The organism is Streptomyces sp. NPDC085866, from assembly GCF_044541035.1.
Lineage (GTDB): Bacteria > Actinomycetota > Actinomycetes > Streptomycetales > Streptomycetaceae > Streptomyces.
In genome coordinates, this window is record NZ_JBITSQ010000001.1 from 203,611 (window position 1) to 226,330 (window position 22,720).

General features: G+C 70.4%; 21 protein-coding genes and 2 tRNA genes. 11 read left to right on the forward strand and 12 right to left on the reverse strand.

Annotated features, from left to right (window positions below; all coding sequences use genetic code 11):
- The first annotated feature begins 20 nt into the window (after positions 1-20).
- The 5 genes from ACIF83_RS00945 to ACIF83_RS00965 all read left to right on the forward strand — a co-directional run bounded on the left by ACIF83_RS00945 (position 21) and on the right by ACIF83_RS00965 (position 4,570).
- Positions 21-1,076, forward strand: a complete 1,056-nt coding sequence (locus ACIF83_RS00945) for a 2-aminoethylphosphonate ABC transporter substrate-binding protein (RefSeq protein ID WP_399722603.1) — start codon at positions 21-23, stop codon at positions 1,074-1,076.
- Positions 1,077-1,323: 247 nt separating this feature from the next.
- Positions 1,324-2,103 carry an HAD-IIA family hydrolase gene (locus tag ACIF83_RS00950; protein WP_393464119.1) on the forward strand — a complete coding sequence of 260 codons (780 nt, stop codon included), beginning with the start codon at positions 1,324-1,326 and terminating at the stop codon, positions 2,101-2,103.
- 117 nt (positions 2,104-2,220) lie between these two features.
- Positions 2,221-2,766 carry a hypothetical protein gene (locus ACIF83_RS00955; protein ID WP_399722605.1) on the forward strand — a complete coding sequence of 182 codons (546 nt, stop codon included), beginning with the start codon at positions 2,221-2,223 and terminating at the stop codon, positions 2,764-2,766.
- Positions 2,767-2,781: 15 nt separating this feature from the next.
- Positions 2,782-3,441, forward strand: coding sequence for a class F sortase (locus ACIF83_RS00960; protein ID WP_399722607.1), 660 nt, complete (start codon positions 2,782-2,784; stop codon positions 3,439-3,441).
- Between the two features lie 103 nt (positions 3,442-3,544).
- Positions 3,545-4,570, forward strand: coding sequence for a glycoside hydrolase family 6 protein (locus tag ACIF83_RS00965; RefSeq protein WP_399722609.1), 1,026 nt, complete (start codon positions 3,545-3,547; stop codon positions 4,568-4,570).
- Here the strand turns inward: ACIF83_RS00965 and ACIF83_RS00970 are convergent, their stop codons facing one another.
- The 4 genes from ACIF83_RS00970 to ACIF83_RS00985 all read right to left on the reverse strand — a co-directional run bounded on the left by ACIF83_RS00970 (position 4,571) and on the right by ACIF83_RS00985 (position 9,720).
- Positions 4,571-6,508: a galactose oxidase-like domain-containing protein gene (locus tag ACIF83_RS00970; RefSeq protein ID WP_399722611.1), complete on the reverse strand. Its 1,938-nt coding sequence runs from the start codon at positions 6,506-6,508 to the stop codon at positions 4,571-4,573. It abuts the gene before it with no gap.
- A complete protein-coding gene (locus tag ACIF83_RS00975; RefSeq protein WP_393464132.1) occupies positions 6,505-8,550 on the reverse strand; it encodes a glycosyltransferase family 2 protein in 2,046 nt (681 codons plus the stop codon). The genes ACIF83_RS00970 and ACIF83_RS00975 overlap by 4 nt, the downstream gene beginning before the upstream one ends.
- A 307-nt stretch (positions 8,551-8,857) precedes the next feature.
- On the reverse strand, positions 8,858-9,580 hold the full coding sequence (locus ACIF83_RS00980; RefSeq protein WP_393464135.1) for a FadR/GntR family transcriptional regulator: 723 nt from the start codon (positions 9,578-9,580) through the stop codon (positions 8,858-8,860).
- A 66-nt stretch (positions 9,581-9,646) separates the two neighbouring features.
- Positions 9,647-9,720 (reverse strand) — tRNA-Lys (locus ACIF83_RS00985).
- Between the two features lie 184 nt (positions 9,721-9,904).
- Between ACIF83_RS00985 and ACIF83_RS00990 the strand changes: the two genes are divergently transcribed.
- The 5 genes from ACIF83_RS00990 (at position 9,905) to ACIF83_RS01010 (ending at position 15,524) form a co-directional block, all read left to right on the forward strand.
- Positions 9,905-11,206: a peptidoglycan-binding protein gene (locus tag ACIF83_RS00990; protein ID WP_399722614.1), complete on the forward strand. Its 1,302-nt coding sequence runs from the start codon at positions 9,905-9,907 to the stop codon at positions 11,204-11,206.
- Positions 11,207-11,308: 102 nt separating this feature from the next.
- Complete coding sequence (locus ACIF83_RS00995; protein WP_393464140.1) at positions 11,309-12,448, forward strand: SPFH domain-containing protein; 1,140 nt, start codon at positions 11,309-11,311, stop codon at positions 12,446-12,448.
- A gap of 159 nt (positions 12,449-12,607) precedes the next feature.
- On the forward strand, positions 12,608-13,222 hold the full coding sequence (locus tag ACIF83_RS01000) for a lytic polysaccharide monooxygenase (protein ID WP_399722616.1): 615 nt from the start codon (positions 12,608-12,610) through the stop codon (positions 13,220-13,222).
- A 90-nt stretch (positions 13,223-13,312) separates the two neighbouring features.
- Positions 13,313-13,777, forward strand: coding sequence for a DUF3592 domain-containing protein (locus ACIF83_RS01005; RefSeq protein ID WP_393464145.1), 465 nt, complete (start codon positions 13,313-13,315; stop codon positions 13,775-13,777).
- A gap of 40 nt (positions 13,778-13,817) precedes the next feature.
- On the forward strand, positions 13,818-15,524 hold the full coding sequence (locus ACIF83_RS01010; RefSeq protein ID WP_399722619.1) for an AMP-binding protein: 1,707 nt from the start codon (positions 13,818-13,820) through the stop codon (positions 15,522-15,524).
- A 56-nt stretch (positions 15,525-15,580) separates the two neighbouring features.
- Here ACIF83_RS01010 and ACIF83_RS01015 read toward each other — a convergent pair.
- From ACIF83_RS01015 to ehuB, 6 genes are all read right to left on the reverse strand, one after another.
- Positions 15,581-15,654 (reverse strand) — tRNA-Lys (locus ACIF83_RS01015).
- An 85-nt stretch (positions 15,655-15,739) separates the two neighbouring features.
- Positions 15,740-16,498, reverse strand: coding sequence for an IclR family transcriptional regulator (locus ACIF83_RS01020; RefSeq protein WP_393464151.1), 759 nt, complete (start codon positions 16,496-16,498; stop codon positions 15,740-15,742).
- A 213-nt stretch (positions 16,499-16,711) separates the two neighbouring features.
- Positions 16,712-17,494, reverse strand: coding sequence for an ectoine/hydroxyectoine ABC transporter ATP-binding protein EhuA (ehuA, locus tag ACIF83_RS01025; RefSeq protein ID WP_393464154.1), 783 nt, complete (start codon positions 17,492-17,494; stop codon positions 16,712-16,714).
- Entirely contained in the window at positions 17,484-18,134 is a 651-nt protein-coding gene (gene ehuD / locus ACIF83_RS01030) for an ectoine/hydroxyectoine ABC transporter permease subunit EhuD (protein WP_399722622.1), read from the reverse strand. Before ehuD ends, ehuA begins: the two co-directional genes overlap by 11 nt.
- A complete protein-coding gene (gene ehuC, locus ACIF83_RS01035) occupies positions 18,131-18,853 on the reverse strand; it encodes an ectoine/hydroxyectoine ABC transporter permease subunit EhuC (RefSeq protein ID WP_393464159.1) in 723 nt (240 codons plus the stop codon). The genes ehuD and ehuC overlap by 4 nt, the downstream gene beginning before the upstream one ends.
- Complete coding sequence (ehuB, locus tag ACIF83_RS01040) at positions 18,850-19,776, reverse strand: ectoine/hydroxyectoine ABC transporter substrate-binding protein EhuB (protein ID WP_398138961.1); 927 nt, start codon at positions 19,774-19,776, stop codon at positions 18,850-18,852. Before ehuB ends, ehuC begins: the two co-directional genes overlap by 4 nt.
- A gap of 47 nt (positions 19,777-19,823) precedes the next feature.
- Here ehuB and ACIF83_RS01045 point away from each other — a divergent pair, with 47 nt between their 5' ends.
- Complete coding sequence (locus tag ACIF83_RS01045; protein ID WP_393464165.1) at positions 19,824-20,318, forward strand: DUF3830 family protein; 495 nt, start codon at positions 19,824-19,826, stop codon at positions 20,316-20,318.
- On the opposite strand, the gene ACIF83_RS01050 is transcribed toward ACIF83_RS01045, so the two are convergent.
- Both ACIF83_RS01050 and ACIF83_RS01055 read right to left on the reverse strand, forming a co-directional pair.
- Positions 20,299-21,687 carry an amidase gene (locus tag ACIF83_RS01050; RefSeq protein ID WP_399722625.1) on the reverse strand — a complete coding sequence of 463 codons (1,389 nt, stop codon included), beginning with the start codon at positions 21,685-21,687 and terminating at the stop codon, positions 20,299-20,301. The two genes, ACIF83_RS01045 and ACIF83_RS01050, sit on opposite strands and share 20 nt — an antisense overlap.
- A 16-nt stretch (positions 21,688-21,703) precedes the next feature.
- A complete protein-coding gene (locus ACIF83_RS01055; RefSeq protein ID WP_393464171.1) occupies positions 21,704-22,657 on the reverse strand; it encodes a D-2-hydroxyacid dehydrogenase in 954 nt (317 codons plus the stop codon).
- Positions 22,658-22,720 lie beyond the last annotated feature (63 nt).

The window sequence follows — 22,720 nt, forward strand, 5'->3', positions numbered from 1 at the left end:
TGCAAGGAGTTCGCCTCGCCATGCCCAGAAACAGCGTCACGCTCGCCATAGCCCTCACCCTCCTCGCCACCCCGCTGCTGTCCGCCTGCGGCGGCTCCTCCGCCGCCTCCGACGAGAAGGTCGTCACCGTCTACAGCGCCGACGGCCTCAGGGGCGAGAACGGCGACGGCTGGTACGACAAGGTCTTCGCCGACTTCCAGAAGCAGACCGGCATCAAGGTCGAGTACGTCGAGGGCGGCTCCGGCGAGATGGTGCAGCGCGCCGTCCGCGAGAAGAGCAACCCGCAGGCCGACGTGCTGGTCACCCTCCCGCCGTTCATCCAGCAGGCCGACAGCAAGGGCCTGCTGGAGAAGTACGAGCCGAAGGACTCCGAGCTGGTCAGCGGCGCCGACAAGGCCGTCGACGGCACCTGGACCTCCGTCGTCAACAACTACTTCGGCTTCGTCTACAACAAGAAGGAGCTGAAGCTGGCGCCGAAGACCTGGGACGAACTGCTCGACGCCAAGTACAAGAACAAGATCCAGTACTCCACCCCCGGCGTCGCCGGTGACGGCACCGCCGTTCTGATCAAGGCGATGCACGACTTCGGCGGCAAGGACGCGGCCCTCGCCTACCTGAAGAAGCTCCAGGCCAACAACGTCGGCCCGTCCGCCTCCACCGGCAAGCTCGCCCCCAAGGTCGACAAGGGCGAACTCCTCGCCGCCAACGGGGACGTGCAGATGAACTACGCCCAGTCCAAGGACATGCCGGGCCTCGGCATCTGGTTCCCGGCCGGGAAGGACGGCAGGCCCACCACCTTCGCCCTGCCCTACGCGGCCGGCCTGGTCACCAGGGCCCCGCACGGCGAGAACGGCAGGAAGCTGCTCGACTTCATGCTCGCGCAGAAGCAGCAGCAGGAGGTCAGCGAGATCGGCGGCGGCTTCAGCGCCCGCCAGGACGTCAAGGCCACCGACGCCGACGCCACCGCGCTCACCGAGCTGATGAACGGCGTGGACATCTTCCAGCCGGACTGGAACGACATCGACAAGAACCTCACGACCTACGTCGAGGACTGGAAGTCCGCCACCGGCAGCTGAACCCTCCGGGGGTTCAGCCGTCCAAGAGGTTCCGTTCCGCCGTACGTATGCGCCTGCGCCGTCGTCGACAGCACACCACCGCGTACCGGGTGATCGACGGCGTACGGATCGGCCAGTGATCAGTCGGTGATGAGTCAGTCCTGACCAGGGTCAGGATCAGGCCTTCCTGATTAGGCTGGGGGCGTCGGTACGCCGTGGTTCCGGCGCCCCCGCTTCTTGACCGTACGCACGCAGGAGACGCAAGCACATGGCAGACCGCAAGCCCATCGAGTCGTGGCTCACCGACATGGACGGCGTCCTGATCCACGAGGGTGTCCCGATCCCCGGCGCCGACGCCTTCCTGAAGAAGCTCCGCGACTCCGGGCGGCCTTTCCTGGTGCTCACCAACAACTCCATCTACACCGCCCGGGACCTGCACGCCCGGCTGCGCCGGATGGGCCTGGACGTGCCGGTGGAGAACATCTGGACCTCCGCCCTGGCCACCGCCCAGTTCCTGGACGACCAGCGGCCCGGCGGCAGCGCCTACGTCATCGGCGAGGCGGGCCTGACCACCGCACTGCACGACGTCGGCTACATCCTCACGGACCACGACCCGGACTTCGTGATCCTCGGCGAGACCCGCACCTACTCCTTCGAGGCCCTGACCAAGGCCGTACGCCTGATCAACGGCGGCGCCCGGTTCATCGCCACCAACCCCGACAACGTCGGCCCCTCCACCGAGGGCGACCTGCCGGCCACCGGCTCGGTCGCCGCGCTGATCACCGCAGCGACCGGCAAGCAGCCGTACTTCGTCGGCAAGCCCAACCCGCTGATGATGCGGGCCGGGCTCAACGCGATCGGCGCCCACTCCGAGAACTCCGCGATGATCGGCGACCGCATGGACACCGACGTCCTCGCGGGCCTGGAGGCCGGGATGCGCACCTTCCTGGTGCTGACCGGCGTCACCCAGCCCGGTGACGTCGACCGCCACCCCTTCCGTCCCTCCCAGGTCGTCGACTCCATCGCGGACCTCGTCGACCTCGTCTGAGCAGGGACGTTCAAACCTGGCCCGCACCCCGTACCACCCGTATGGAGCAGTCGCGCGCCTCCCTGGGATGCGGAGGCGCGCCGTACGGGGGAGCCTCCCACTATCTGGAGGTTAACGATGGGCTCAGCACGTCTCACTCTCTGTACAGCACTCCTGGCCGCCACCGCCCTGACCCCGGCGGCGTACGCGGCCGACGGCGGCCCCGGCGTCACGGTGACCCCGGCCTCCCCGGCCCCGGGCGGTGACGTTTCCCTGCTCGTGCGGGGCTGCACCGGAACCCAGGGCACCGCCGCTTCCGACGCCTTCGTCTCCGACGCACGGCTCACCGGCAGCCAGGGCGCACTGGCCGGGGAGACCCGCATCCGCACCTCGCTCGTACCGGGCGCCTACCAGGTGCGGATCAGCTGTGCCGGAACGGTCGTCACCGGCAGGATCACCGTCGTGGCGGCGTCCTCCGGCCAGGACGAGGAGCCGTCCGGCACCGCCGCCTCGCCCATCGCCCCCGTCCACGCGGGTGGCGGCGGCACCGCGCACTTCGCCACGGTGGCCACCAGCGGGTCCGCCCCCGGCACCGGCCAGGCGCTGACCGGCCTGACCCTCGCCGGGGTCGCCGCGGCCGCCGTCGGGCTGCTCAGAGCCCGCCGGAGTCGCGGCACGGACTGAGGGCGTACCGCGGCCATGTCCGACGAACCCGGGCCCACCACCGGCGCCGTGCGCCTGATCACCGTCCTGGCCTGGACGCTCCTGCTGCTCGGGCTGTGGCTGTGGGGCCGGGGCGTGACCGACGTACCCGAGAGCCCGTCCGGGCCGGGTGACGTGGCCGGGCTGGGCGCCGACGCGGTCCGGCTGCCGCCCGCGGCCAAGCCGCTCGGCGCCGCGATCCCGCAGCGCATCGACATCCCCCAACTGGGCGTGCAGGCACCGGTGACGGCCCGCGGCCTGGACAGCCGGGGCGCCGTCGACCCGCCGCCGTTCGGCCAGCCGGGAGTGGTCGGCTGGTACGGCTCCGGGACCGCGCCCGGCGCGGCGGGTGCCGCGCTGATGGTGGGTCACGTCGACACCGAGACCCGGCCCGCCGTCTTCTACAAGCTCAGCACCCTGAAGCCGGGCGAGACGGTCCGGGTGGTCCGCTCGGACGGCAAGGTCGCCCACTTCACCATCGACGGCATCCGTGTCCTGGCCCGCGACGACTTCGACGCCCGGCAGGCCTACGGCCCCCACCAGCCGGGCCGCGCCGAACTCCGTCTGATCACCTGCGGCGGCACCTTCGACCGGACCAGCCACAGCTACACGGCCAACGTGGTGGTCTCCGCGTACCTCACGGGCACCGGTCCGTGACCCCCCTGACACCCCCCGCGCGACCTCGTGACCGGCACGGCCGGTATGCCACGATTGGTACTCGGTCGACCGGGCCGGAACGATGCGCTCAGGGGGGAATCGCATGTACGACACCAGGGGGGCCCGCTCCTCGGCACGGGCTCGGGCGTCAGCGGCGGTGCTGGGGGCGGCACTGCTGCTCGCCGGATGCTCCTCCTCGGACGGGGGCAAGGCGGCCGACGCCGGCGCCAGGATCACTCAACAGCCCAAGTCCGCCGACCCGTTCTGGGTGAACCCGGACGGCACCGCGGCCCGCCGGCTCGCCGCCTACGAGAAGGCGGGCAAGAAGACCGAGGCCGCGCAGATCCGCAAGATCGCCGAGCAGCCGGTGGGGGAGTGGATCGGCCCGGAGAACCCGGAGCGGGAGGCCCGCGGCTTCACCGAGGCCGCCGAGAACTCCGACCGCACGGCCCTGCTCGTGCTGTACGACATCCCGCACCGCGACTGCGGCCAGTACTCCCAGGGCGGCGCGGCCGACGGCAACGCCTACCGGGCCTGGATCGACGGCGTCGCCCGGGGCATCGGGGACCGCCCCGCCACCGTCATCCTCGAACCCGACGCCGTGCTCCACCTCGTCGACGGCTGCACCCCGGAAGAGTTCCACGAGGAGCGCTACGACCTCCTCAAGGGTGCCGTCGCCAAGCTCAAGTCCCTGAAGAACACCAAGGTCTACCTGGACGCCGGCAACGCCGGCTGGGGCCACCCCGACCAGATCTTCCAGCCCCTCCAGCAGGCCGGCATCGACCAGGCCGACGGCTTCGCCGTCAACGTCTCCAACTTCTACTCCACCGAGGACTCCATCGCCTACGGCAAGCAGCTCTCCGCCAAGGTGGGCGGCAAGCACTTCGTCGTCGACACCAGCCGCAACGGCAACGGCCCCTACACACAGGGCGATCCGGACCAGAAGTGGTGCAACCCGCCCGGCCGGGCCCTGGGCGAGACGCCGACGACGAAGACGGCGGACCCTCTCGTGGACGCCTACCTGTGGGTCAAGCGCCCAGGAGAGTCGGACGGCACCTGCAAGGGCGGCCCGAAGGCCGGCCAGTGGTGGGCGAGTTACGCACTCGCCCTGGCCAGGAACAGCAAGTAGCTACGGCACCTTGACCCACTGAGCCGTGGACGGCGTCCCCCGGTCGTCGTCCACGAACAGCATGTACCAGCCGGACTGCACCAGGTTCCGGTTCTTCGGCACGGTGACCGTGATCTTGTCGCCGGCGGACTTGAAGTCGAGGGCGATGGACCGCTGATCCACGTCCGTCACGTGGGTCGAGGCGCTCGGCCGGATCAGCCGCACCTTCTTGATGCTCGAGGCGTGCTTCGAGGTGAACGTCCCCGAAGCACCCCGGGCGATCGTCCGCGGTCCTCCGCTCAACGACGGCCGGGAGTCCCGGTACAGGTAGGGAGGCGTGTAGATCTCGATGCGCTGCTCGAACTTCCCCGGCTTGGTGTTCGCCTTGTCCGCGTACAGCGAGTCGGACCCGAAGAACATCACCCGCCCGTCGGGCAGCAGGATCGACCCGGAGTGGTAGTTCCGCCCGACCAGCGGATCGGCGACCTGGGTGAAGCTGTTGCTGTCCGGGTGGTACAGCCGGGCCTGACGGATGTTGGAGTCGCCGCGCCCCCGGTAGTCCTCCGAACCCCCGGACACCAGCACGGTGTCGTCGGGCAGGATCGAGGTCTGCGGATACCGGGTGCCCTTGTCCAGCTCGGGCCCGTCGACGAAGTGCGGGTTCTTCGCCTTCAGCTCGATCAGCCGCGTCTTTCTGCTGGACAGCTTGGACTCGCCGACCCCGCCCCCGCCGACCACCATGAACTTCTCGTCCTGCGCCGGAGGCAGCAGCACCGTTCCGGACGTCTCCATCATGTTGGGGTCACTGAGCCCGGGCAGCTTGGTGAACTTGTTGGTGTCGACGTCCCAGATACCGGGAACACGGCCCACGTTGTCCGGTCCGTAGCCCGCGTTGGAACCCGAGTAGAAGATCTTCCCGTTCTGCATCAGGAACAGCGCCGGGTACGTCGGGAACTGCCGGATCTTCTGCGTGTACGTCCACTTCTTGGTCTTGGGGTCGAAGATCTCGTTCTTCCCCGGGACCAGCTGGCCGATGTCGTCGAGACCGGAGACGCTGAGGATCTTCCCGTCCGACAGGGTCGTGAGCGTCGGGTACCAGCGGGCCTCGTTCATCGGGTCGACCTTGATGTACCGCTCGGCGACCGGGTCGAACTCGTAGGCGTCACGGATGCCCTGGAAGTCCTTCTTGTCGAGGGCGAGCTTCTGTGCGATGCCGTACGTGTTGCGGGCGTCGGAGCCGGTCAGGCCCTGGATCCGGTAGTTGTCCTGGGTGCCGGTCTCGTACTTGGTGCCGCTTCGCTGCGCCTCGACGTAGATACGGCCGAGCCCGGGGTCGTTGCGCAGGAACGCGCCGGTCTGCGGGTCGAAGACCTTCTTCGCGCGCGGTACGAGCACCGGGTCCTTCGAGACGAAGGTCTTGCCGTTCTCCTTGCCGGTGAACTTGGTGCCCGCGGGCAGCGTCATCGGCTTGTCGGGGTTCTCGTTGTGCACGACCATCAGGCCGCCGGCCTTGGTGACGTCGCCCTTGAGTTTCTCGTAGCGCTTCGTCCCGCCCGCGATCAGCAGGTTGCCGTTGGCCAGCTGGGTGTGGCCGGTGCAGAACAGGTCGGCGGGCGTCGGCACCTTCTTGATGGTGCCCTTGACCGGGTCCCAGATACGGGTGTCGAACTTCTTCTTGTCGAAGTTGTCCTGGTTGTTGCCCGAGCCGGCGACCAGCAGCACCTTGCCGGTGTGCAGGAGCGCCGCGTGGATGGTGTCCTGGCGGTACTCCTCGGGGAACTCGACGATGTCCCAGTGGCCGTTGGCGGCCTTGTACTCCGGCTTGTTGATCTTGTACTGGTGGTACTGCTCGGTTCCGAAGCGGTACAGCCACGGCCCGTTCATCCCGGCCAGCGCGAGTACCACCGCCGTGCCTATCGCGAGTCGACGAGCACGACGGCGGCCGGCCTGGTCCTTCATTCCTTACGTCCCCCAAGTCCACCGAGCGCGATCTGCATGGTCTGGTCGTCTCCCTCCGCGGGGGCCTCGCCAGGCCCGCGGGGCGTGGCGGCCCAACTGGGCCGCTGTTGCGGGGCGTGGCCGCGCGCCGGGTGGGCCGCGTACTGCGCGGGCACCGCGTCCTGCGGCTCCGTCGCCGGCCCGGGTGCGGCCGCCCCGGCGGCCGGGCCCGCGCCCGGGGCCGGCTCCGTCGGCTGCCGGGGCTTCCTCTTCTCCTGCCGCAGCGCGTGCCGCCAGGCGAAGATCGGCGAGGCGGTGATCAGCATGGCGAAGACCGCCCACGTGATCATCGCCGGGTGGGAGTGTCCGAACACGAATCCCGCGGCGAGCGAACCACCGAAGACCAGGATGAAGAACCAGTGGATCCGGAAGGTCCCGAACAGCGTGTCCGGGCTGGCCGAGTCTCCCTTCGGGGTCACCACGAACTTGCTCTTGCGGCGCAGCACCGCGTCCATCAGCGAGCGGGCGTAGATCGGCGCGGACAGCGCCGACATCACCATGCCCGCGACACCGCCGGAGCCCTCCGGCTCGTGCGGGGAGACGTTGTGCCGGCGGTTCCAGATGTACAGGCCGATCTGCAGCGCGGACGCGTTGCCGTACAGCATCAGCCACACGGTCGGGTCGATGTTCACACCCGAGGCGCCCAGGCCCAGGAACAGCGCGCAACTCAGTGCCGCCAGGATCCAGTTGAGGGCGGACATCGGGTAGAAGATGATCATCATCGTGTAGTTGAAGAGCTTGCCGGGCGGCAGCGAGTAGAAGCCCTTCCAGTACTGCTTGAGGATCGTCTCGTACGTCCCCCGGGACCAGCGCATCTGCTGGGTGAAGAAGTCCGTCCAGGCGTTCGGGCCCTCACCGACGGCGAGGACGTCCGGGGTGTAGACCGACTTCCACTTCCGGCCCGTGGCCGGGTTCTTGGCGCGGTGCATCTCGAACCCGGTGGCCATGTCCTCGGTGATCGAGTCGTACAGGCCGCCGATCTGCTTGATCGCGCTGATCCGCACGGCGTTCGAGGTGCCCACGAACATCGGGGCACCGTAGCGGTTGCCGGCGCGCTGGATGAGGGCATGGAAGAGGAACTGCTGCGACTCGGCGGCCTTGGTGACGAACGTGTCGTAGTTGCCGTAGACCTGCGGGCCGATGACGAAGCCGACGTCCGGGTCGCGGAAGTAACCGAGCATCCGCTCCAGATAGTTGGGCAGCGGCACATGGTCGGTGTCGACGGAGGCGAAGAAGTCGTACTCGCCGCCGTGCGCCTCGAGCCAGGCGTTGTAGTTGCCGTGCTTGGTCTTGGCGCGGTGCGGGCCCTTGGCCTGGTTCCACCGGGCGACGCCCTTGCGGGAGAAGTGGTGGACGCCGAGCCGGGCGCAGACCTCCTTGACGGCCGGGTCGTCGCCCTCGTCCAGCAGCCACACGTGCATCAGGCCCCGGTGGCGCAGCTTGACCGCCGCCTCCAGGGTCTTGGTCACCATCTCCAGCGGCTCCTTGCCGGGCACGAAGGAGGTGAGGAAGGCGACGCGGGTACCGGTCTCCGGCACGACCGGGACCGGGTCCCGGGCGACCAGCGTGGCGTGCGCGTTGGACAGCACGTTCATGCAGCGGAAGAACTCGATCAGACCGATCGAGACGAGCATGACGATGTCGAGCGCCGGCAGGAAGTCGTAGGCCGGGTAGTCCCGTTCGGTCCAGTGCTCGGGCTGCAGCAGCCAGAACAGCAGGACCAGGGAGAGCACCGGGGCGGCGCCCAGCATGAGCGCGGCTCGTATGCGGTGCGGCTCCTGCGAGAGCAGCGAACGGTACTGCACCGTGTAGGGCTTGCCCGGGTCGGGCTGGGTGAGGGGGCCCGCCAGTCGGCTGTAGTGCTCGTAGTCGTATCTCGGCAGGCTCTTTCTGATGCGGCGGAACTGGCCGGTCCGGTGCCCGATCGCACGGAGCTGGGCGGTCTGTGACGGGTCGTTGTGCTGATCGTGGCTCTGCCGGGCGCCCTTCGGCGTCGACGTCATGAGTCATTCCCCCCACACGCAGGTCACCGCGTGTTCGTCGGTCCTTCGCCCGGTCGGGGCCCCCTCGGCCGTCACAGGCGGTTCAGTGGTGAGGCACAGTCACCACGTCTTGCTCACCCTATAGACACGGGACTGCGACCCTCCGGTTGCATGATGCCCCCCTCGGCACCGGTTCATGAGCGGGGCCCCCTCCCCGCCGGTACGCAACCGCTTTCCCCCCAAGTGCCGCGAATCTGCGGCTTCATGAACAACCAGGGTTCTACGGTGCTCAGCATGATCGCAAGACACGAAACGCCGTGTTTACCGGTCAAACCCGTTCATTGTGGCGCGGGTGGTGCTCGGGAGGCTCGGGTGCGCCGGTGGGGGAGAGGCGGGCACGGATATTGCCGAAGTGATCTCTTATGGCCTCCTCCGCCCGTATGGAATCGCCGGACCTGACCGCGTCGAGGATCTCCCGGTGCTGACGGCAGGTGACCCGCGGGTCCTGCGGTACGTCCACCAGATCCCGCTGGACCCGGTGGAACGCGTCCCAGAACGCCTCCAGCACCTCGCACAGCAGTACGTTGTCCAGCCCCCGGTAGAGGGTGGCGTGAAACGCGCGGTCGGTCTCGGCGAGGCCGCAGCCCTCGGCGGCCTCCTGTTCCATACGGTTCACGAGGGCCTCCAGTTCAACCAGGTCCGTCTCCGGCAGCCGTCCGGCCAGCCGCGAGACCAGTCCCGTCTCGACCGCCTCGCGCAGCTCCAGCAGCTGGAGCAGGGAGTCCTCGCCGCGGTAGTGCCCGGCGACGGTACGGAAGGCGAGCCCCTCGATCATCGGGGCGAGCGACATCGGGCCCACGTAGGTCCCGAACCCGTGCCGGATCTCCACGATCCCCATCGCCTGCAGCGCCTTCAGCGCCTCCCGCACCGAGTTCCGGCTCGCCCCGAGGAACTCCATCAGCTCGGGCTCGGTCGGCAGCGGGGCGCCCGAGGGCAGCCGCCGGTCGATGATGAGCTTCTTGATCCGCTCCTGGAGGTCACGCGCTGCCATGGCCAGAGGGTATCCGGCCAAACAGCAGCAGGCCCCCCGTTCGCACGGGGGGCCTGCTGTCGTCTGTGCGCCGCCAGGGACTCGAACCCCGGACCCGCTGATTAAGAGTCAGCTGCTCTAACCAACTGAGCTAGCGGCGCCTGCTGACAAGAGAACTCTACCTGACCTGGAAGGGTGCTCCTGACCACCCCCGGCGTCCCGGGGGCCGGTCATATCTGTCTGTACATCATTCGGACCGTCAACATGCGCGCTCCGGCGACAGTTGTGAAACTGATCAACGTGCACATCCGCGGACAAATCAACCCCGAATGTGAGGCAGATCGCATGACCGCTCCGGCGTTCGAGGAAGTCGACCCCGTGAGCGACTGCGGCTGCCCCGGCTGCGCCCGCCATCGGGCGAGTCCCCGCCCGCCCGGCCGCTTCGGCGGCAACCCGGCCGCCCGAGGGGTGGTGGTCGTGGCCGCCGCCGCGTCCGCCGCCTTCGGGGCGGTTCCCCCGGCCGCCGCCCTCACCGCCCCCCACTCCCCGCCCCGCCCCGGCGGCCCCGTGGCGGACGACGGGTCCGACACCCCGCAGGGCCCCCGGGCCCCGCTGCACGGCCCGGCCGGCGGGCCGGTCAAGCAGCCGGCCACCCCGTATCCCGCCGCCACCCGGACCCAGATCATCAAGCGGGCCAAGCTCTGGGTAGCCGCCAAGGTGCCGTACAGCATGGACGACTACTGGTCCGACGGTTACCGGCAGGACTGCTCGGGCTACGTCTCCATGGCCTGGGGCCTGGGCACCAACGAGTGGACCGGCAGCCTCGACCAGTTCGGTGTGAAGATCGCCAAGGAGGAGCTGCAGCCCGGCGACATGCTCCTCTTCCACAACCCGGACAACCCCGAGAAGGGCTCCCACGTCGTGATCTTCGGCGGCTGGACGGACCACACGCACACCAACTACCTGGTCTACGAACAGACGCCCCCGCATGCCCGCAGCCAGCCCACCCCCTACCCCTACTGGACACACGCCGACAAGTACGTCCCCTACCGCTACAAGGGCGTGACCACCGGCACCGCGGGCGCCCAGCAGGCCGCCGACAGCAAGAAGCCGGCGACCTTCCCGGGTGCCGGGTTCTTCGGCCCCGGCACGAACAACAGGTACGTCACCCAGCTCGGCCGGCTGCTCGTGTCCCGTGGCGCCGGCTCCTTCTACACCGAGGGCCCGGGCCCGGTCTGGGGCGATGCGGACCGGCGGGCGACCCGGGCGTTCCAGCTGGCCCAGGGCTGGACGGGCGAGGACGCCGACGGGCTGCCCGGTCCCCGGACCTGGAAGCTGCTCGTCACCGGGCAGGGCAGGAGCTTCCCCTCCGCAACGGCCGGATCCGCCCGGCCCGCCTCGCACGGGGTGCCCGGCTATCCCGGCCGGAACCTCTTCCGCCCGGGCGCGGAGAACGAGTACGTCACCCAGCTCGGGAGGCAGCTGGTGAAGAAAGGGTTCGGCAGCTTCTACGCCGAAGGGCCGGGTCCGAGCTGGGGCGAAGCGGACCGGCGGGCCGTGGAGGCCTTCCAGCGCAGCCAGGGCTGGCGGGGCGGCGCGGCGGACGGCTACCCGGGCCCGGAGACCTGGCGCCGCCTGTTCGCGTAGGCGGCGCTGCCCGCGCTCGTGAGCACCCCCCTGATCCCACTCCCACTCCCACTCTCACTTCTCACTGTCATGACGCATCTGGCGCGGAGGCTGGAGGCACGCATGAGTACGACCACGTCACACACGTCCGAGTCCGGAGAACAGCCGGAGAGCGCAATGGGCACCGGGGGCATGACCACCCGCCCGGCCCGGCTGATCCAGAACGAGGTGACCACCGAGATCCCCGTCCATCTGCTCTTCCGCGACGAGCCCGAGCCGGTGCCGGTGCCGCTGAAGCCCGCCGTCGTGGGCCGCCGGCAGGCCACCGGCGAACAGCCCCGCCTGAGGCGCCCGGCCCCGGCCCGCAGCCGGACGGTGCCGCAGGTCGACCCGGAGCTGGTGGAGCGTCCGGCGCGGGTGCTGCCCGGACTGGCCGGGGTGCTGGCCGGGGCCGGCGGCATCGCGGGGTGCCTGGCCACCTCGTGGTGGGCGGGCGTGCTGCCGCCGCTCGCCGCGGAGGCGCTGCGCCTGCCGGCCTGCACGGGCACGGGGCTCGGGCCCGCGCAGTGGGCGGCGTACGCCGGGGCCGGTGCGCTCGGCGTGCTCGGCTTCGGCGGGCTCGCCCGCGGCCGGACCGGACAGGCCCGGCTGCTAGGGCTGTTCGGCCGCTACCGGGGGACGGTCCGGCGCACCGGGCTGCTCTGGGTGAACCCGCTGCTGGTACGCCGCCGGGTGAACGTTCGGCTGCGGCACTGGCGCAGCGAGGCGATGCCGGCGGCGGACGCCAACGGGGTGGCGCTGCGGGTCGTCGTCCTGGTGGTGTGGCGGGTGCGGGACACCGCGCGGGCCGTGCTCGGCATCGACGACCACGAGACCTATCTGCAGGAGTGCGTCGAGGCGGCCCTCGCCCGGGTGCCGGTGGACCTGCCGGGCTCGGCGCGGGGCGGGGTGGCCGTGGCGGGGGAGGCGCTGACCCGGCTGGTGGCGGCGGACGCGGGACCGATCGGCCTGGAGGTGTTCTCGGTGCAGCCGCTCCGGGTGGAGTACGCGCCCGAGGTCGCCGCCGCGATGCACCGGCGCACCATCGCCGCGCTGGACGCCCGGCAGCGGGCCACCATGCTCAACTCGGTCGTGGACTCGGTGGAGGACACGGTGAGCCGGCTGACCGTGCGCGGTCTGGTCGAACTGGACGACTACGAGCGCAAGGTGCTCGTCCGGGACCTGACGGTGGCGTTCTGCTCGGGCCGCAGGGAGCCGATGTGACGGTCCGGCAGCGGCTCGGGAGTGCCGACGCGACGGGTATGGACACGTCTTGATATGGACACGGCCAACCAGTGGCAATAATCTGAGACTTGGTCTAGACCTACTGCACGGCTCAGCTCAGCTCAGTGAACCTCCCCCACGTTCTCCAGGAGCGGCAGCATGCGCACGAAGACCAGATTCTCTGCGTTGTCCGCAGTCGTGCTGGGTGTGGTGACCGCCGGAGCCTTCGCGCTCTCCACCGGCGGCGCCAGCGGGCACGGCTACACCGACCTCCCCATCAGCAGGCAGAAGCTCTGCCAGAACGGCACCGTGACGAACTGCGGCGACATCCAGTGGGAGCCGCAGAGCGTCGAGGGCCCCAAGGGCTTCCCGGCCGCCGGACCCGCCGACGGTCAGATCTGCAACGGCGGCCTGAGCCGCTTCGCCCAGCTCAGCTCGCCGAAGACGCCGTCCGGGGCGGCCTGGCCCACCACGAAGGTGATTGGCGGTCAGTCGTACACCTTCCGCTGGCAGTTCACCGCCATGCACGCCACGACGGACTTCAAGTACTACGTCACCAAGCAGGGCTGGAACCAGAACCACGCCCTGGCCCGCTCGGACCTCAACACCACCCCGTTCCTGACAGTGCCGTACAACGGCCAGCGCCCGCCGGCCACGCTCAGCCACAGCGGCACCCTGCCCAGCGGGCTGAGCGGTCATCACGTCATCCTCGCGGTGTGGACGATCGCCGACACGGGCAACGCGTTCTACGCCTGTTCGGACGTCACGTTCTGAGCATTACTTGAGTCAGTCCGCCGGACTGCGCGGGTACCGTCCTGACACGCCTACTGACGGGTAGGGCGGTACCCAAGACCGGGGGATCTCATGGACGTGCTGTTCTACCTCGTGCCCTGCCTGATCATGGCCCTGGCTCTCTTCATGGCGTACCGCGTGGTGCGCCGCTGGCTGCAGATGCGCGGCGCCTGGAACAGCGGGCTCACGGCCCAGGGCCGGTGCCTGCGGATGTTCACGACGACCCACGGCGGCGCCAACGACACCTCGGTGCGTACGACGATCCACCACGTCTACGAGTTCACGGCCCGCGACGGCCGCGAGATCCGCTTCGAGGAGGAGAACGGCCCCGCGACCCGCCTGGAGGGCGACCTCGTCACCGTCTACTACAAGGACGGCCCCACGGTGGTCGCCACGGCCCACGAGCCCGGGCAGGTCAAGCAGGCGGCGGCCGCCTTCGGCATCCTCGCCTTCCTCGGCGTCGTGGTCGTGTTCTGCGTCGGCTTCATGGTCACGTACACCGACGCCTTCGTGAACAACGACATGGGCGGGTTCTGACTCTCCACATCTGACGGTGAGTCAATTACCGTGCCTCGCCATGAAGTCCACGATGCGCACGGTGGCGGAGCTGGTCGCAGCACGGTGGGGGGATCACCGGTCGGGGCTGTGGTGCGAAGAGCGGGTGCTGACCCACCATGAGGTGGCCGCGGGGGCGGCCGCCCGGGCCGCGCTGCTCGCCGATCTGCTGCCACCGGGTGCCGTCCCGCACGTCGGCGTGCTGCTCGACAACACCGAGGAGTTCCCGCTGTGGCTCGGGGCGGCCGCGCTCGCTGGGGCCGCCGTCGCCGGGATCAACCCCACCCGCCGGGGCGCCGAGCTGGCCCGGGACATCCGGCACACCGAGTGCCCGGTGCTGGTCACCGAGCGGGCGCACCTGCCGTTGCTGGCCGGACTCGAGCTGCCGGGCCTGCGCGTCCTCGTCACCGACGGCGACGCGTACGACGCCCTCCTCGCCCCGTACGCCGGCGCCGTACCCGACCCCGCCCGGGCCACACCCTCCGACCGGATGCTGCTCTACTTCACCTCCGGCTCCACCGGCGCGCCCAAGGCCGCCCTCTGTTCCCAGGGGCGGCTGGCCGCGGCGGGGTATGCGCTGGTCGGGCAGTTCGGGGTCCGCGCGGACGACGTGCACTACGTCTGCATGCCGATGTTCCACGGCAACGCGGTGATCGCGGACTGGGCGCCCGCGCTGGCCGCCGGGGCCGGGGTGGCGCTGCGTCGACGGTTCTCGGCGTCCGGGTTCCTGGCGGACGTACGGCGGTACCGGGCGACGTACTTCACCTATGTCGGGCGGGCGATCCAGTACATCCTCGCCACCGAGGCGCGGCCCGACGACCGGGACAACCCGCTGCGGACGGGCTTCGGGACGGAGGCCGGGGCGGTGGACGCGGCGGCGTTCGAGCGGCGGTTCGGGGTGCGGCTGGTGGAGGGATACGGGTCGTCCGAGGGCGGGGCGGCCATCCAGTGGGCTCCGGGGACCCCGGCGGGGGCGGTGGGGCCGGCGGGGCCCGGTCTGGTGGTGCTCGATCCGGGGACGGGGCTGGAGTGTCCGGTGGCCGAGTTCGATGCCGCCGGGCAGCTCCTCAACGGTGCCGAGGCCATAGGTGAGCTGGTGAATCAGGGGCCCAGCCCCTTCGAGGGCTACTGGCGCAATCCGGCGGCCGAAGCCGAGCGGCGGCGATGGGGGTCCCCCCGCTCGGGCGAAGCCGAGAGTGGGCGAGGGGCCTACTGGACCGGGGATCTCTTCTACCGGGATGCCGAGGGGTACCTGTACTTCGCCGGCCGTACCGACGACCGCATCCGGGTCGACGGGGAGAATCTGGCCGCCGCGATGATCGAGAACATCGTCGCCCGGTACGAGGGGGCGGTGGCCGTGGCCGTGTACGGGGTGCCGGATCCGGTCACCGGGGACCAGGTGATGGCGACCGTCGCCGGGCGGTTCGACCCGTGGTCCTTCGCGGAGTTCCTGCGGGCCCAGCCCGACCTCGGGACGAAGATGGCGCCCCGGTTCGTGCGGGTGGTGGAGCGGATGCCCGTGACGGCCACCAACAAGATCGAGCGGGCGCGGCTGCGGCGCGAGGGGTTCCGGTGTGCCGACCCGGTGTGGTGGCGACCGCCCGGGGAGGACACGTACCGGAGGCTGACCGGGGAAGACGTCGAAGGGCCCCTCGCTTCCGCGAAGGGCCCGGCAGTGGGGGGTGTGGGTGGCGGAGCCCCCACCGCGCGCGGCGTAGCCGCGCAATAACAGAGATGGCGAGCCGGGTCCGCGTTTGTTGCGGACGTGGCTCGCCATCGTCATTGTGCGCCGCCAGGGACTCGAACCCCGGACCCGCTGATTAAGAGTCAGCTGCTCTAACCAACTGAGCTAGCGGCGCATGACTCTCGCCTTCCGCGGATTTTTGCTCCCGCGGCCGGCGACGAAGAAAATACTACCTGGTTCTCAGGGGTGCTCGTGACCACTTAGATCGCGAGCGAGAGCAGCACCGGAGCCGCGTTCCGATTCAGCGTGTCCGCGGCCTGCCGGAGCCGGTGTGCGTGCTCCACCGGGAGGGACAGGGCCAGGCAGCCGACCGAGGAGCCCGCGGTGATCGGGACGGCCGCGCAGACCGTGCCGATCGCGTACTCCTGGAGGTCCAGGATCGGCACCGTCGGCGGCTGGGACTCCAGGCGGGACAGCAGCAGCTTGTCGCTGGTGATGGTGCGCGAGGTGAGGCGGGCCATCTTGTGCCGGGAGAGGTGGTCGCGGCGGGCGTTGTGGTCCAGCTGGGTGAGCAGGCTCTTGCCGACGGCGGTGGCGTGCGCGGAGTAGCGGAAGTCGACCCACTCGTTGACCGCCGGGGTGGCCGGCCCGGCGGCGTACTGGGTGACCCTGACCTCGCCGTCCACGTACCGGCTCATGTAGACGGCCGCGCCGACGGAGTCCCGCAGCCGGTCCAGGGTGTGCTGGAGCTTCTCGCGCAGGGCCCGCTCGCGGTCGTGCGTCGAGGTGAGGCGGCGCAGGGTGTCGCCGGTGACGTACGCGCCGTCGGCGATCTGCTCGACGTAGCCCTCGCGGCGCAGCATGCGCAGCAGCGCGGTCAGCCGCTCGGGGAGCAGGCCGGTGTGGCGGGCCAGCTCGGTGTCGGTGACGCCGGCGGAGTGACGGGCCACGGTCTCCAGCACGCGCAACGCGTCCTGGGCGGAGTGGTACGGGGCGGTCGGCTCGTGCATCAGCGCCACGGTGTTTCCCCCTGCGCTCGCCTGTCTGTGGCCGCTAGGTCCGGTCGGCGGATCGCTACCACGATAACGGGCAAAGGGCCGTTGGGGAGAGAGTGTTGGCGAGATTGTGGTGCCCGCGGCCCCTCTCCCAACTGCGACGCAGACCCTCTGGCATATGCCACGGTCATCACCCAGCGCCCGGACCTCGACTCTTCCCGTCTTCACACCTCGTAGTCACAGGACCGCGCTGAGGAATTCCCGGGTCCGGTCCCGCTCCGGATCGCTGAAGATCTTCTCCGGCGGGCCCGACTCGATCACGCGCCCGGCGTCGAACATCAGTACCTGGTCGGAGATGTCCCGGGCGAAGCCCATCTCGTGGGTCACACAGAGCATCGTGATGTCGGTGGTGCGGGCGATGTCCCTGAGCAGGTCGAGGACGCCCGCGACCAGCTCGGGGTCGAGCGCCGACGTCACCTCGTCCAGCAGCAGCACCCGCGGCCGCATCGCCAGTGCCCGGGCGATCGCCACCCGCTGCTGCTGGCCGCCGGAGAGCCGGGTGGGCCGCGCGTCGCACTTGTCGGCCAGCCCCACCAGGTCCAGCAGCTCCCGCGCCCGCTCCTCGGCCTCGTCCCGGGACATGCCGAGCACCTGCACCGGTGCCTCGGTGATGTTCCGCAGCACGGACATGTTCGGGAACAGGTTGAACTGCTGGAACACCATCCCGATCTTCTTGCGGACCTCCCGGACCTGCTTCTCCGGCGCCGGGAACAACGGCTCCCCGTCGACCGTGATCGTGCCCTGGTCCGGCTTGGTGAGGGTCATCAGCAGCCGCAGGATCGTCGTCTTGCCGGAGCCGGAGGGACCGATCAGGGTCACGTGCCGGCCCGCGTCCACGGAGAGGTTCAGGCCGTCGAGGACCGTGTTGTCCCCGAACCGCTTGGTCACCCCCTCCAGGCGGACCAGTTCGGTCGGATGCGTGTCGGTGGCGGCGGTCTGTTCACGGGTCTCAACGGACAAGGCGTCGCTCCAGGGCTCGCAGGAGAAGGGAGGCCAGGTAGGAGATGAGGACGAAGGCCACCCCGATCACGGTCAGGGGCTCGGTGAACTGGAAGTGCTGCTGGGAGAAGAGCCGGGCCCGCCCGAGCATCTCCAGCACGGTGATCACCATCAGCATCGGCGTGTCCTTGAGCATCGCGATCACGTAGTTGCCGAGGGCGGGGACCACCCGGCGGATCGCCTGGGGCAGGATCACCGCGACCCAGGTCCGGCTCCGGGGCAGGTTCAGCGCCGTCGCCGCCTCGAACTGGCCGACGGGCACCGCCTCGATACCGGCCCGGTAGACCTGCATCGTGTATGTCGAGTAGTGCAGGCCGATCGCGAAGACGCCGGTGGCCGGTGCCGAGAACGTCAGGCCCCACTCGGGCAGCACGTAGAACAGGAAGAACAGCTGCACCAGCAGCGGGGTGTTGCGCACGAACTCCGTGACCACCCCGACCGGCCAGCGCACGAACCGGCTCGGCGTCCGCATCAGCAGCGCCCACACCAGGCCGAGTGTGAAGGAGAGCAGCGAGCCGAGGGCCAGGACCTGCAGGGTGACCAGCAGTCCGTCCCAGAAGTGCGGCATGAAGTCACGTACGGCGTTCCAGTCCCACTTCATCCGATCCCACCCCCGCCGACCCCGGTGGTCTGCGCGCGCTTCAGCTCACGCGCCGCCGAGAACGTGCCGACGTCCTTGCCGACCCCGGCCTTCAGCCGCTTCTCCAGAGACCGCATCAGCCGTGTGAGCACGAAGGCGATCGCGAAGTAGATCAGCAGCACGTACGTGTAGATCTCCGCGCTCTGCTGCAGCGCCAGCCGCACCAGGTTGGCGCTGAAGGTCAGATCGCCCATGCCCATGACCGACACCAGTGCCGTGCCCTTGAGCAGCTCGATCAGCAGGTTGCAGAAGGACGGGATCATCTCCGGCACCGCCTGCGGCAGCAGGACCAGCCGCAGCCGCTGCCAGGGCGTGAAACCGAGCGCGATCCCGCCTTCCCGCTGCGCCGGGTCGACCGCGTTCAGCGCGCCGCGCACGATCTCCGAGCCGTACGCGCCGTACGTCAGCCCGAGCGCCAGCGTGCCCGCCCACAGCGGCACCAGCTGCCAGCCGAAGGCGACCGGCAGCACGAAGAACACCCAGAAGATCATCACCAGCGCCGAGGTGCCGCGGAACACCTCGGTGTAGAAGCCGGCGAGGAAGCGCACGATCCACAGCCGGTGGGTGCGCGCGACACCGACGGCGAAGGACACCGCGCCGGCCAGCAGCGCGCTGCACACCAGCAGCTGGACGGTGGTCCAGACGCCTCTCAGTACGAGTTCCCAGAGCCCCGAGGTCATCCGCCGCACAGCTCCTTCGCGGTGAGGTCCGTCAGCTCGGCCTTGGTGAAGCCGAAGGGCCGCAGGATCCGGAACAGTTCCCCGCTCTGCTTCAGCCTGTGCAACTCGGCGTTGAAGGCGTCGCGCAGCTTCGTCTCGGTGGGCCGGAACGCGAACGCGCCGCCGTCGACGTGCGGTTTGCCCTCGACCAGCGGTGCGAACGGCTCGGTGGCCTCCGCCTTGGCGGACTTCTTCACCACCTCGCGGGTGGTCAGCGCCGTACCGGCGAAGACGTCCACGCGCCCGGCCTCGACGGCGTTCAGCCCGGCGACCTGGTCCGGGACGATCAGGATGTCGCTCTCCTTGTACCCGGCCTCCACCGCGTACTGGATCTCGGCGTACCCGGTCCCGGTGGCGAACTTCGCCTTCTTCGCCACCACGTCCTTGTAGGAGCGCAGCCCCTTCGGATTGCCCTTGCGGACGATGAAGGAGTCGAGCATCTGGTAGTCCGGATCCGCGAAGATCACCTGTGCGCAGCGCTCGGGATTGACGTACATCCCGGCGGCCACGACGTCGAACTGCTGCGAGTTCAGGCCGGGGATGAGCGAGCCGAACTCGGTCGGCACGGGCTGCACCCGGTCCACCCCGAGCCGCTTGAAGACCACTTTGGCCAGCTCGGGCGCCTCCCCGGTGAGATGACCGTTCCTGTCGATGTACCCGAAGGGGATCTCACCGGCTATCCCGAGCCGTACGACCCCCTGCGCGCGCAGCCGGTCGAGCAGGTCGCCGCCCTTCACACCGGAGGCCGAGGCCACCCGCGAACAGCCCGCGGCACCCAGCGCGCCCACCGCGCCCAACGCGGCGGCCCCCGCGAGCACCGAGCGTCTGCTGTGTCTGTGTTCCGACCGGATCGTGTGCACGTCGTTCCCAAGTGGTGGAGCCATGGCGGCGCGGCTACCCAAGCGCATCGCTCCTATGCACCCTGGTTCTCATGGCCGATCGATTCGTCACCGTCTCGCTGGAGAAGCGGGAAGTGCACTGCACGGCACGACTGCTGGACGACCGCGCGCCCCTGACCTGCGCGGCAGTGTGGGAGGCGCTGCCGCTCGCAGGGGACGTCTTCCACGCCAAGTACGCGCGCAACGAGATCTACGCCCTCTTTGCGCCCTTCGCCTCCACAGAACCCCCACTGGAGAACCCGACGGTCACCCCGATCCCCGGCGACCTCTGTTACTTCTCCTTCGCCGGCACCGAACTGGGCACGAAGGCCTACGGCTACGACCGCGAGGTCCGCCCCGGCGCCACCGTGGTCGACCTGGCCCTGTTCTACGAGCGCAACAACCTGTTGCTCAACGGGGACGTGGGCTGGGTGCCCGGGATCGTCTGGGGCCAGGTCGTGGCCGGTCTGGAGGAGATGGCCGAGGCCTGCAACGACCTGTGGCGCAGCGGGGCGGCGGGGGAGACGCTCAGTTTCCGGAGGGCGTGAGCCCCTCCTCGTAGAGGGCGTGCGAGGCCCGTAGCACCAGGTCGTCCCGGTGCCGGGCGGCGACGATCTGCATCCCGACCGGCAGTCCGTCGCCGTCGATGCCCACGGGGACCGTCGCCGCGGGCTGCTGGGTGAGGTTGAAGGGGTAGGTGAACGGCGTCCAGCCGGTCCAGTGCCGCAGGCCGGACCTCCCGGGCACCTCCTCGTCCGCCTCGAAGGCGGTGATGGGCAGCGTGGGCGTGACCAGCAGGTCGTACCGCTCGTGGAAGCGGCCCATCCGGCGGCCGAGGTCCATGCGGACGTCCACCGCGGCCAGGTAGTCCAGCGCGCTGTACCGGGCGCCCTGGGCGCAGATCTCGCGCAGGCCCGGGTCGAGCAGCTGCCGCCGGTGCGGCGAGAAGCTCTGGGTGAGCCGGGCCGCGCCGCTGAACCACAGGGTGTGGAAGGCCTCCACCGGGTCGCTGAAGTCCGGGTCGGTCTCCTCGACGTACGCGCCGAGGTCCGCGAGTCCGGCCACCGCCCGGCGTACGGCCGCCGCGACCGCCGGGCGGACGGCCACCTGCCCGCCCAGGTTCGGCGAGTACGCCACCCGCAGCCCGCGCACGCCCTGGTCCAGGCCCGCGGTGAACGACTCCGGCGGCGGGCCCAGCGCCGACCAGTCGCGGGCGTCGGGGGCGGCGATGACGTCCATCATCAGTGCCGCGTCCGCCGCGTCCCGGGTCATCGGGCCGACGTGCGACAGCGTGCCGAACGCGCTCGCCGGGTACAGGGGCACCCTGCCGTACGTCGGCTTGAGGCCGAAGATCCCGCAGAACGCGGCCGGGATGCGGATGCTGCCGCCGCCGTCCGTGCCCAGCGACAGCGGGCCCGCGCCGAGCGCGACGGCCGCCGCGCTGCCGCCGCTGGAGCCGCCCGCGGTGCGCGCGGGGTCGTACGGGTTGCGGGTCACGCCGGTCAGCGGCGAGTCGGTGACGCCCTTCCAGCCGTACTCCGGTGTCGTGGTCTTGCCGAGGAAGACCGCGCCGTGCTCGCGCAGCCGGGCGACCGAGGGCGCGTCCTCCTCCCAACTGCCCTGATCGGACACGGTCTTCGAGCCGCGCAGGGTGGGGTGGCCGCGCAGCAGCAGGATGTCCTTCACGGTCACCGGCACCCCGTCCAGCAGCCCGGCCGGCTCGCCGCGCCGCCAGCGCTCCGCCGACTCCCGCGCCCGCGCGAGCGCGTCCTCCTCGGTGAGGCGCACGAACGCGTTCACCTTCGGCTGGATCCGCCGCGCCCGCTGCAGGGCCTGTTCGGTCGCCTCCACGGGAGTGAACTCGCCCTTGCGGTAGCCGTCGAGGAGTTGTACGGCGGTCAGGTCGGTGAGCTGCATGCACCCTCCTGGTGGTTCAGTGACCGGGGACGTAGCCGCGCTTCTTGTCGACCACGTTCACCAGGGATCTGCCCGCGGCCCACCGCTCGTACAACTCCACGAACTGGATGCCGAGTTCATCGCGCCACCCGACCGTGTCGCCGCTCATGTGCGGGGAGACGATCAGCCCCGGCAGCCCCCACAACGGGCTGTCCTCGGGCAGGGGTTCGGCGGCGAACACGTCCAGGGCGGCGCCCGCGATCCAGCGCCGCCGCAGCGCCTCGGCGAGCGCGTCCTCGTCGACCAGCGGCCCGCGGCCGACGTTCACGAAGACCGCCGAGGGCTGCATCACGCCGAACCGGTGGGCGTCGAACATGCCGTGCGTCTGCTCGGTCAGCGGGGCGGCGGCGATCACCCAGTCCGCGCGGGCGATCAGCCGGTCCAGGTCGCCCGGTCCGTGGATGCCGGTGCGCGGGACCCGTCCGACCAGCGCCGTCGTCACGTCCAGGGCCTTCAGCGTGCGGGCGATCGCCCGTCCGATCGGCCCGGAGCCGACCACGCACGCGCGCGTGCCCGCCACCCGCCGGGTCTCCCGGTGCCGCCAGGTCCGCTCCCGCTGCAGCTCCAGCGTGCGCGGCAGATCCTTGGCGACCGCCAGCACCAGCGCGGCCACGTACTCGGCGATCGGCTGGTCGAAGATCCCGCGCGCGTTGGTCACCACCGTCTCGCTGGCGGCGAGTTCCGGGCACATCAGATGGTCCACACCCGCGCTCGCCGTGTGCACCCAGCGCGGCCGCGGCCCAGCCCCGGGCCAGGCCTCCCGTACGGCGTGCGAGGTGAAGTCCCACACCAGCAGCACGTCCGCCTCCGGCAGCCGCTCGGCGAGACCGGCCGCGTCGGTGTGCACGATCCGGGCGCGCCCGGTGAGGCGGCCGAGCCGCGGTGGCGGGTCGGCGTCCAGGACGAGCAGGGTGGGCAGGGTCAGCGTCATTCGGGGCCGCTCCGGGCGTCTGACATGCGCGGATTGACCACGCTCGCACCGGAACCTACCTTC

Coding starts and splice junctions, on each gene's coding strand:
- ACIF83_RS00945 (WP_399722603.1), top strand. CDS start 21: ATGCCCAGAAACAGCGTCACGCTCGCCATAGCCCTCACCCTCCTCGCC.
- ACIF83_RS00950 (WP_393464119.1), top strand. CDS start 1,324: ATGGCAGACCGCAAGCCCATCGAGTCGTGGCTCACCGACATGGACGGC.
- ACIF83_RS00955 (WP_399722605.1), top strand. CDS start 2,221: ATGGGCTCAGCACGTCTCACTCTCTGTACAGCACTCCTGGCCGCCACC.
- ACIF83_RS00960 (WP_399722607.1), top strand. CDS start 2,782: ATGTCCGACGAACCCGGGCCCACCACCGGCGCCGTGCGCCTGATCACC.
- ACIF83_RS00965 (WP_399722609.1), top strand. CDS start 3,545: ATGTACGACACCAGGGGGGCCCGCTCCTCGGCACGGGCTCGGGCGTCA.
- ACIF83_RS00970 (WP_399722611.1), bottom strand. CDS start 6,508: ATGAAGGACCAGGCCGGCCGCCGTCGTGCTCGTCGACTCGCGATAGGC.
- ACIF83_RS00975 (WP_393464132.1), bottom strand. CDS start 8,550: ATGACGTCGACGCCGAAGGGCGCCCGGCAGAGCCACGATCAGCACAAC.
- ACIF83_RS00980 (WP_393464135.1), bottom strand. CDS start 9,580: ATGGCAGCGCGTGACCTCCAGGAGCGGATCAAGAAGCTCATCATCGAC.
- ACIF83_RS00990 (WP_399722614.1), top strand. CDS start 9,905: ATGACCGCTCCGGCGTTCGAGGAAGTCGACCCCGTGAGCGACTGCGGC.
- ACIF83_RS00995 (WP_393464140.1), top strand. CDS start 11,309: ATGAGTACGACCACGTCACACACGTCCGAGTCCGGAGAACAGCCGGAG.
- ACIF83_RS01000 (WP_399722616.1), top strand. CDS start 12,608: ATGCGCACGAAGACCAGATTCTCTGCGTTGTCCGCAGTCGTGCTGGGT.
- ACIF83_RS01005 (WP_393464145.1), top strand. CDS start 13,313: ATGGACGTGCTGTTCTACCTCGTGCCCTGCCTGATCATGGCCCTGGCT.
- ACIF83_RS01010 (WP_399722619.1), top strand. CDS start 13,818: ATGAAGTCCACGATGCGCACGGTGGCGGAGCTGGTCGCAGCACGGTGG.
- ehuD (WP_399722622.1), bottom strand. CDS start 18,134: ATGAAGTGGGACTGGAACGCCGTACGTGACTTCATGCCGCACTTCTGG.
- ehuC (WP_393464159.1), bottom strand. CDS start 18,853: ATGACCTCGGGGCTCTGGGAACTCGTACTGAGAGGCGTCTGGACCACC.
- ehuB (WP_398138961.1), bottom strand. CDS start 19,776: ATGGCTCCACCACTTGGGAACGACGTGCACACGATCCGGTCGGAACAC.
- ACIF83_RS01045 (WP_393464165.1), top strand. CDS start 19,824: ATGGCCGATCGATTCGTCACCGTCTCGCTGGAGAAGCGGGAAGTGCAC.
- ACIF83_RS01050 (WP_399722625.1), bottom strand. CDS start 21,687: ATGCAGCTCACCGACCTGACCGCCGTACAACTCCTCGACGGCTACCGC.
- ACIF83_RS01055 (WP_393464171.1), bottom strand. CDS start 22,657: ATGACGCTGACCCTGCCCACCCTGCTCGTCCTGGACGCCGACCCGCCA.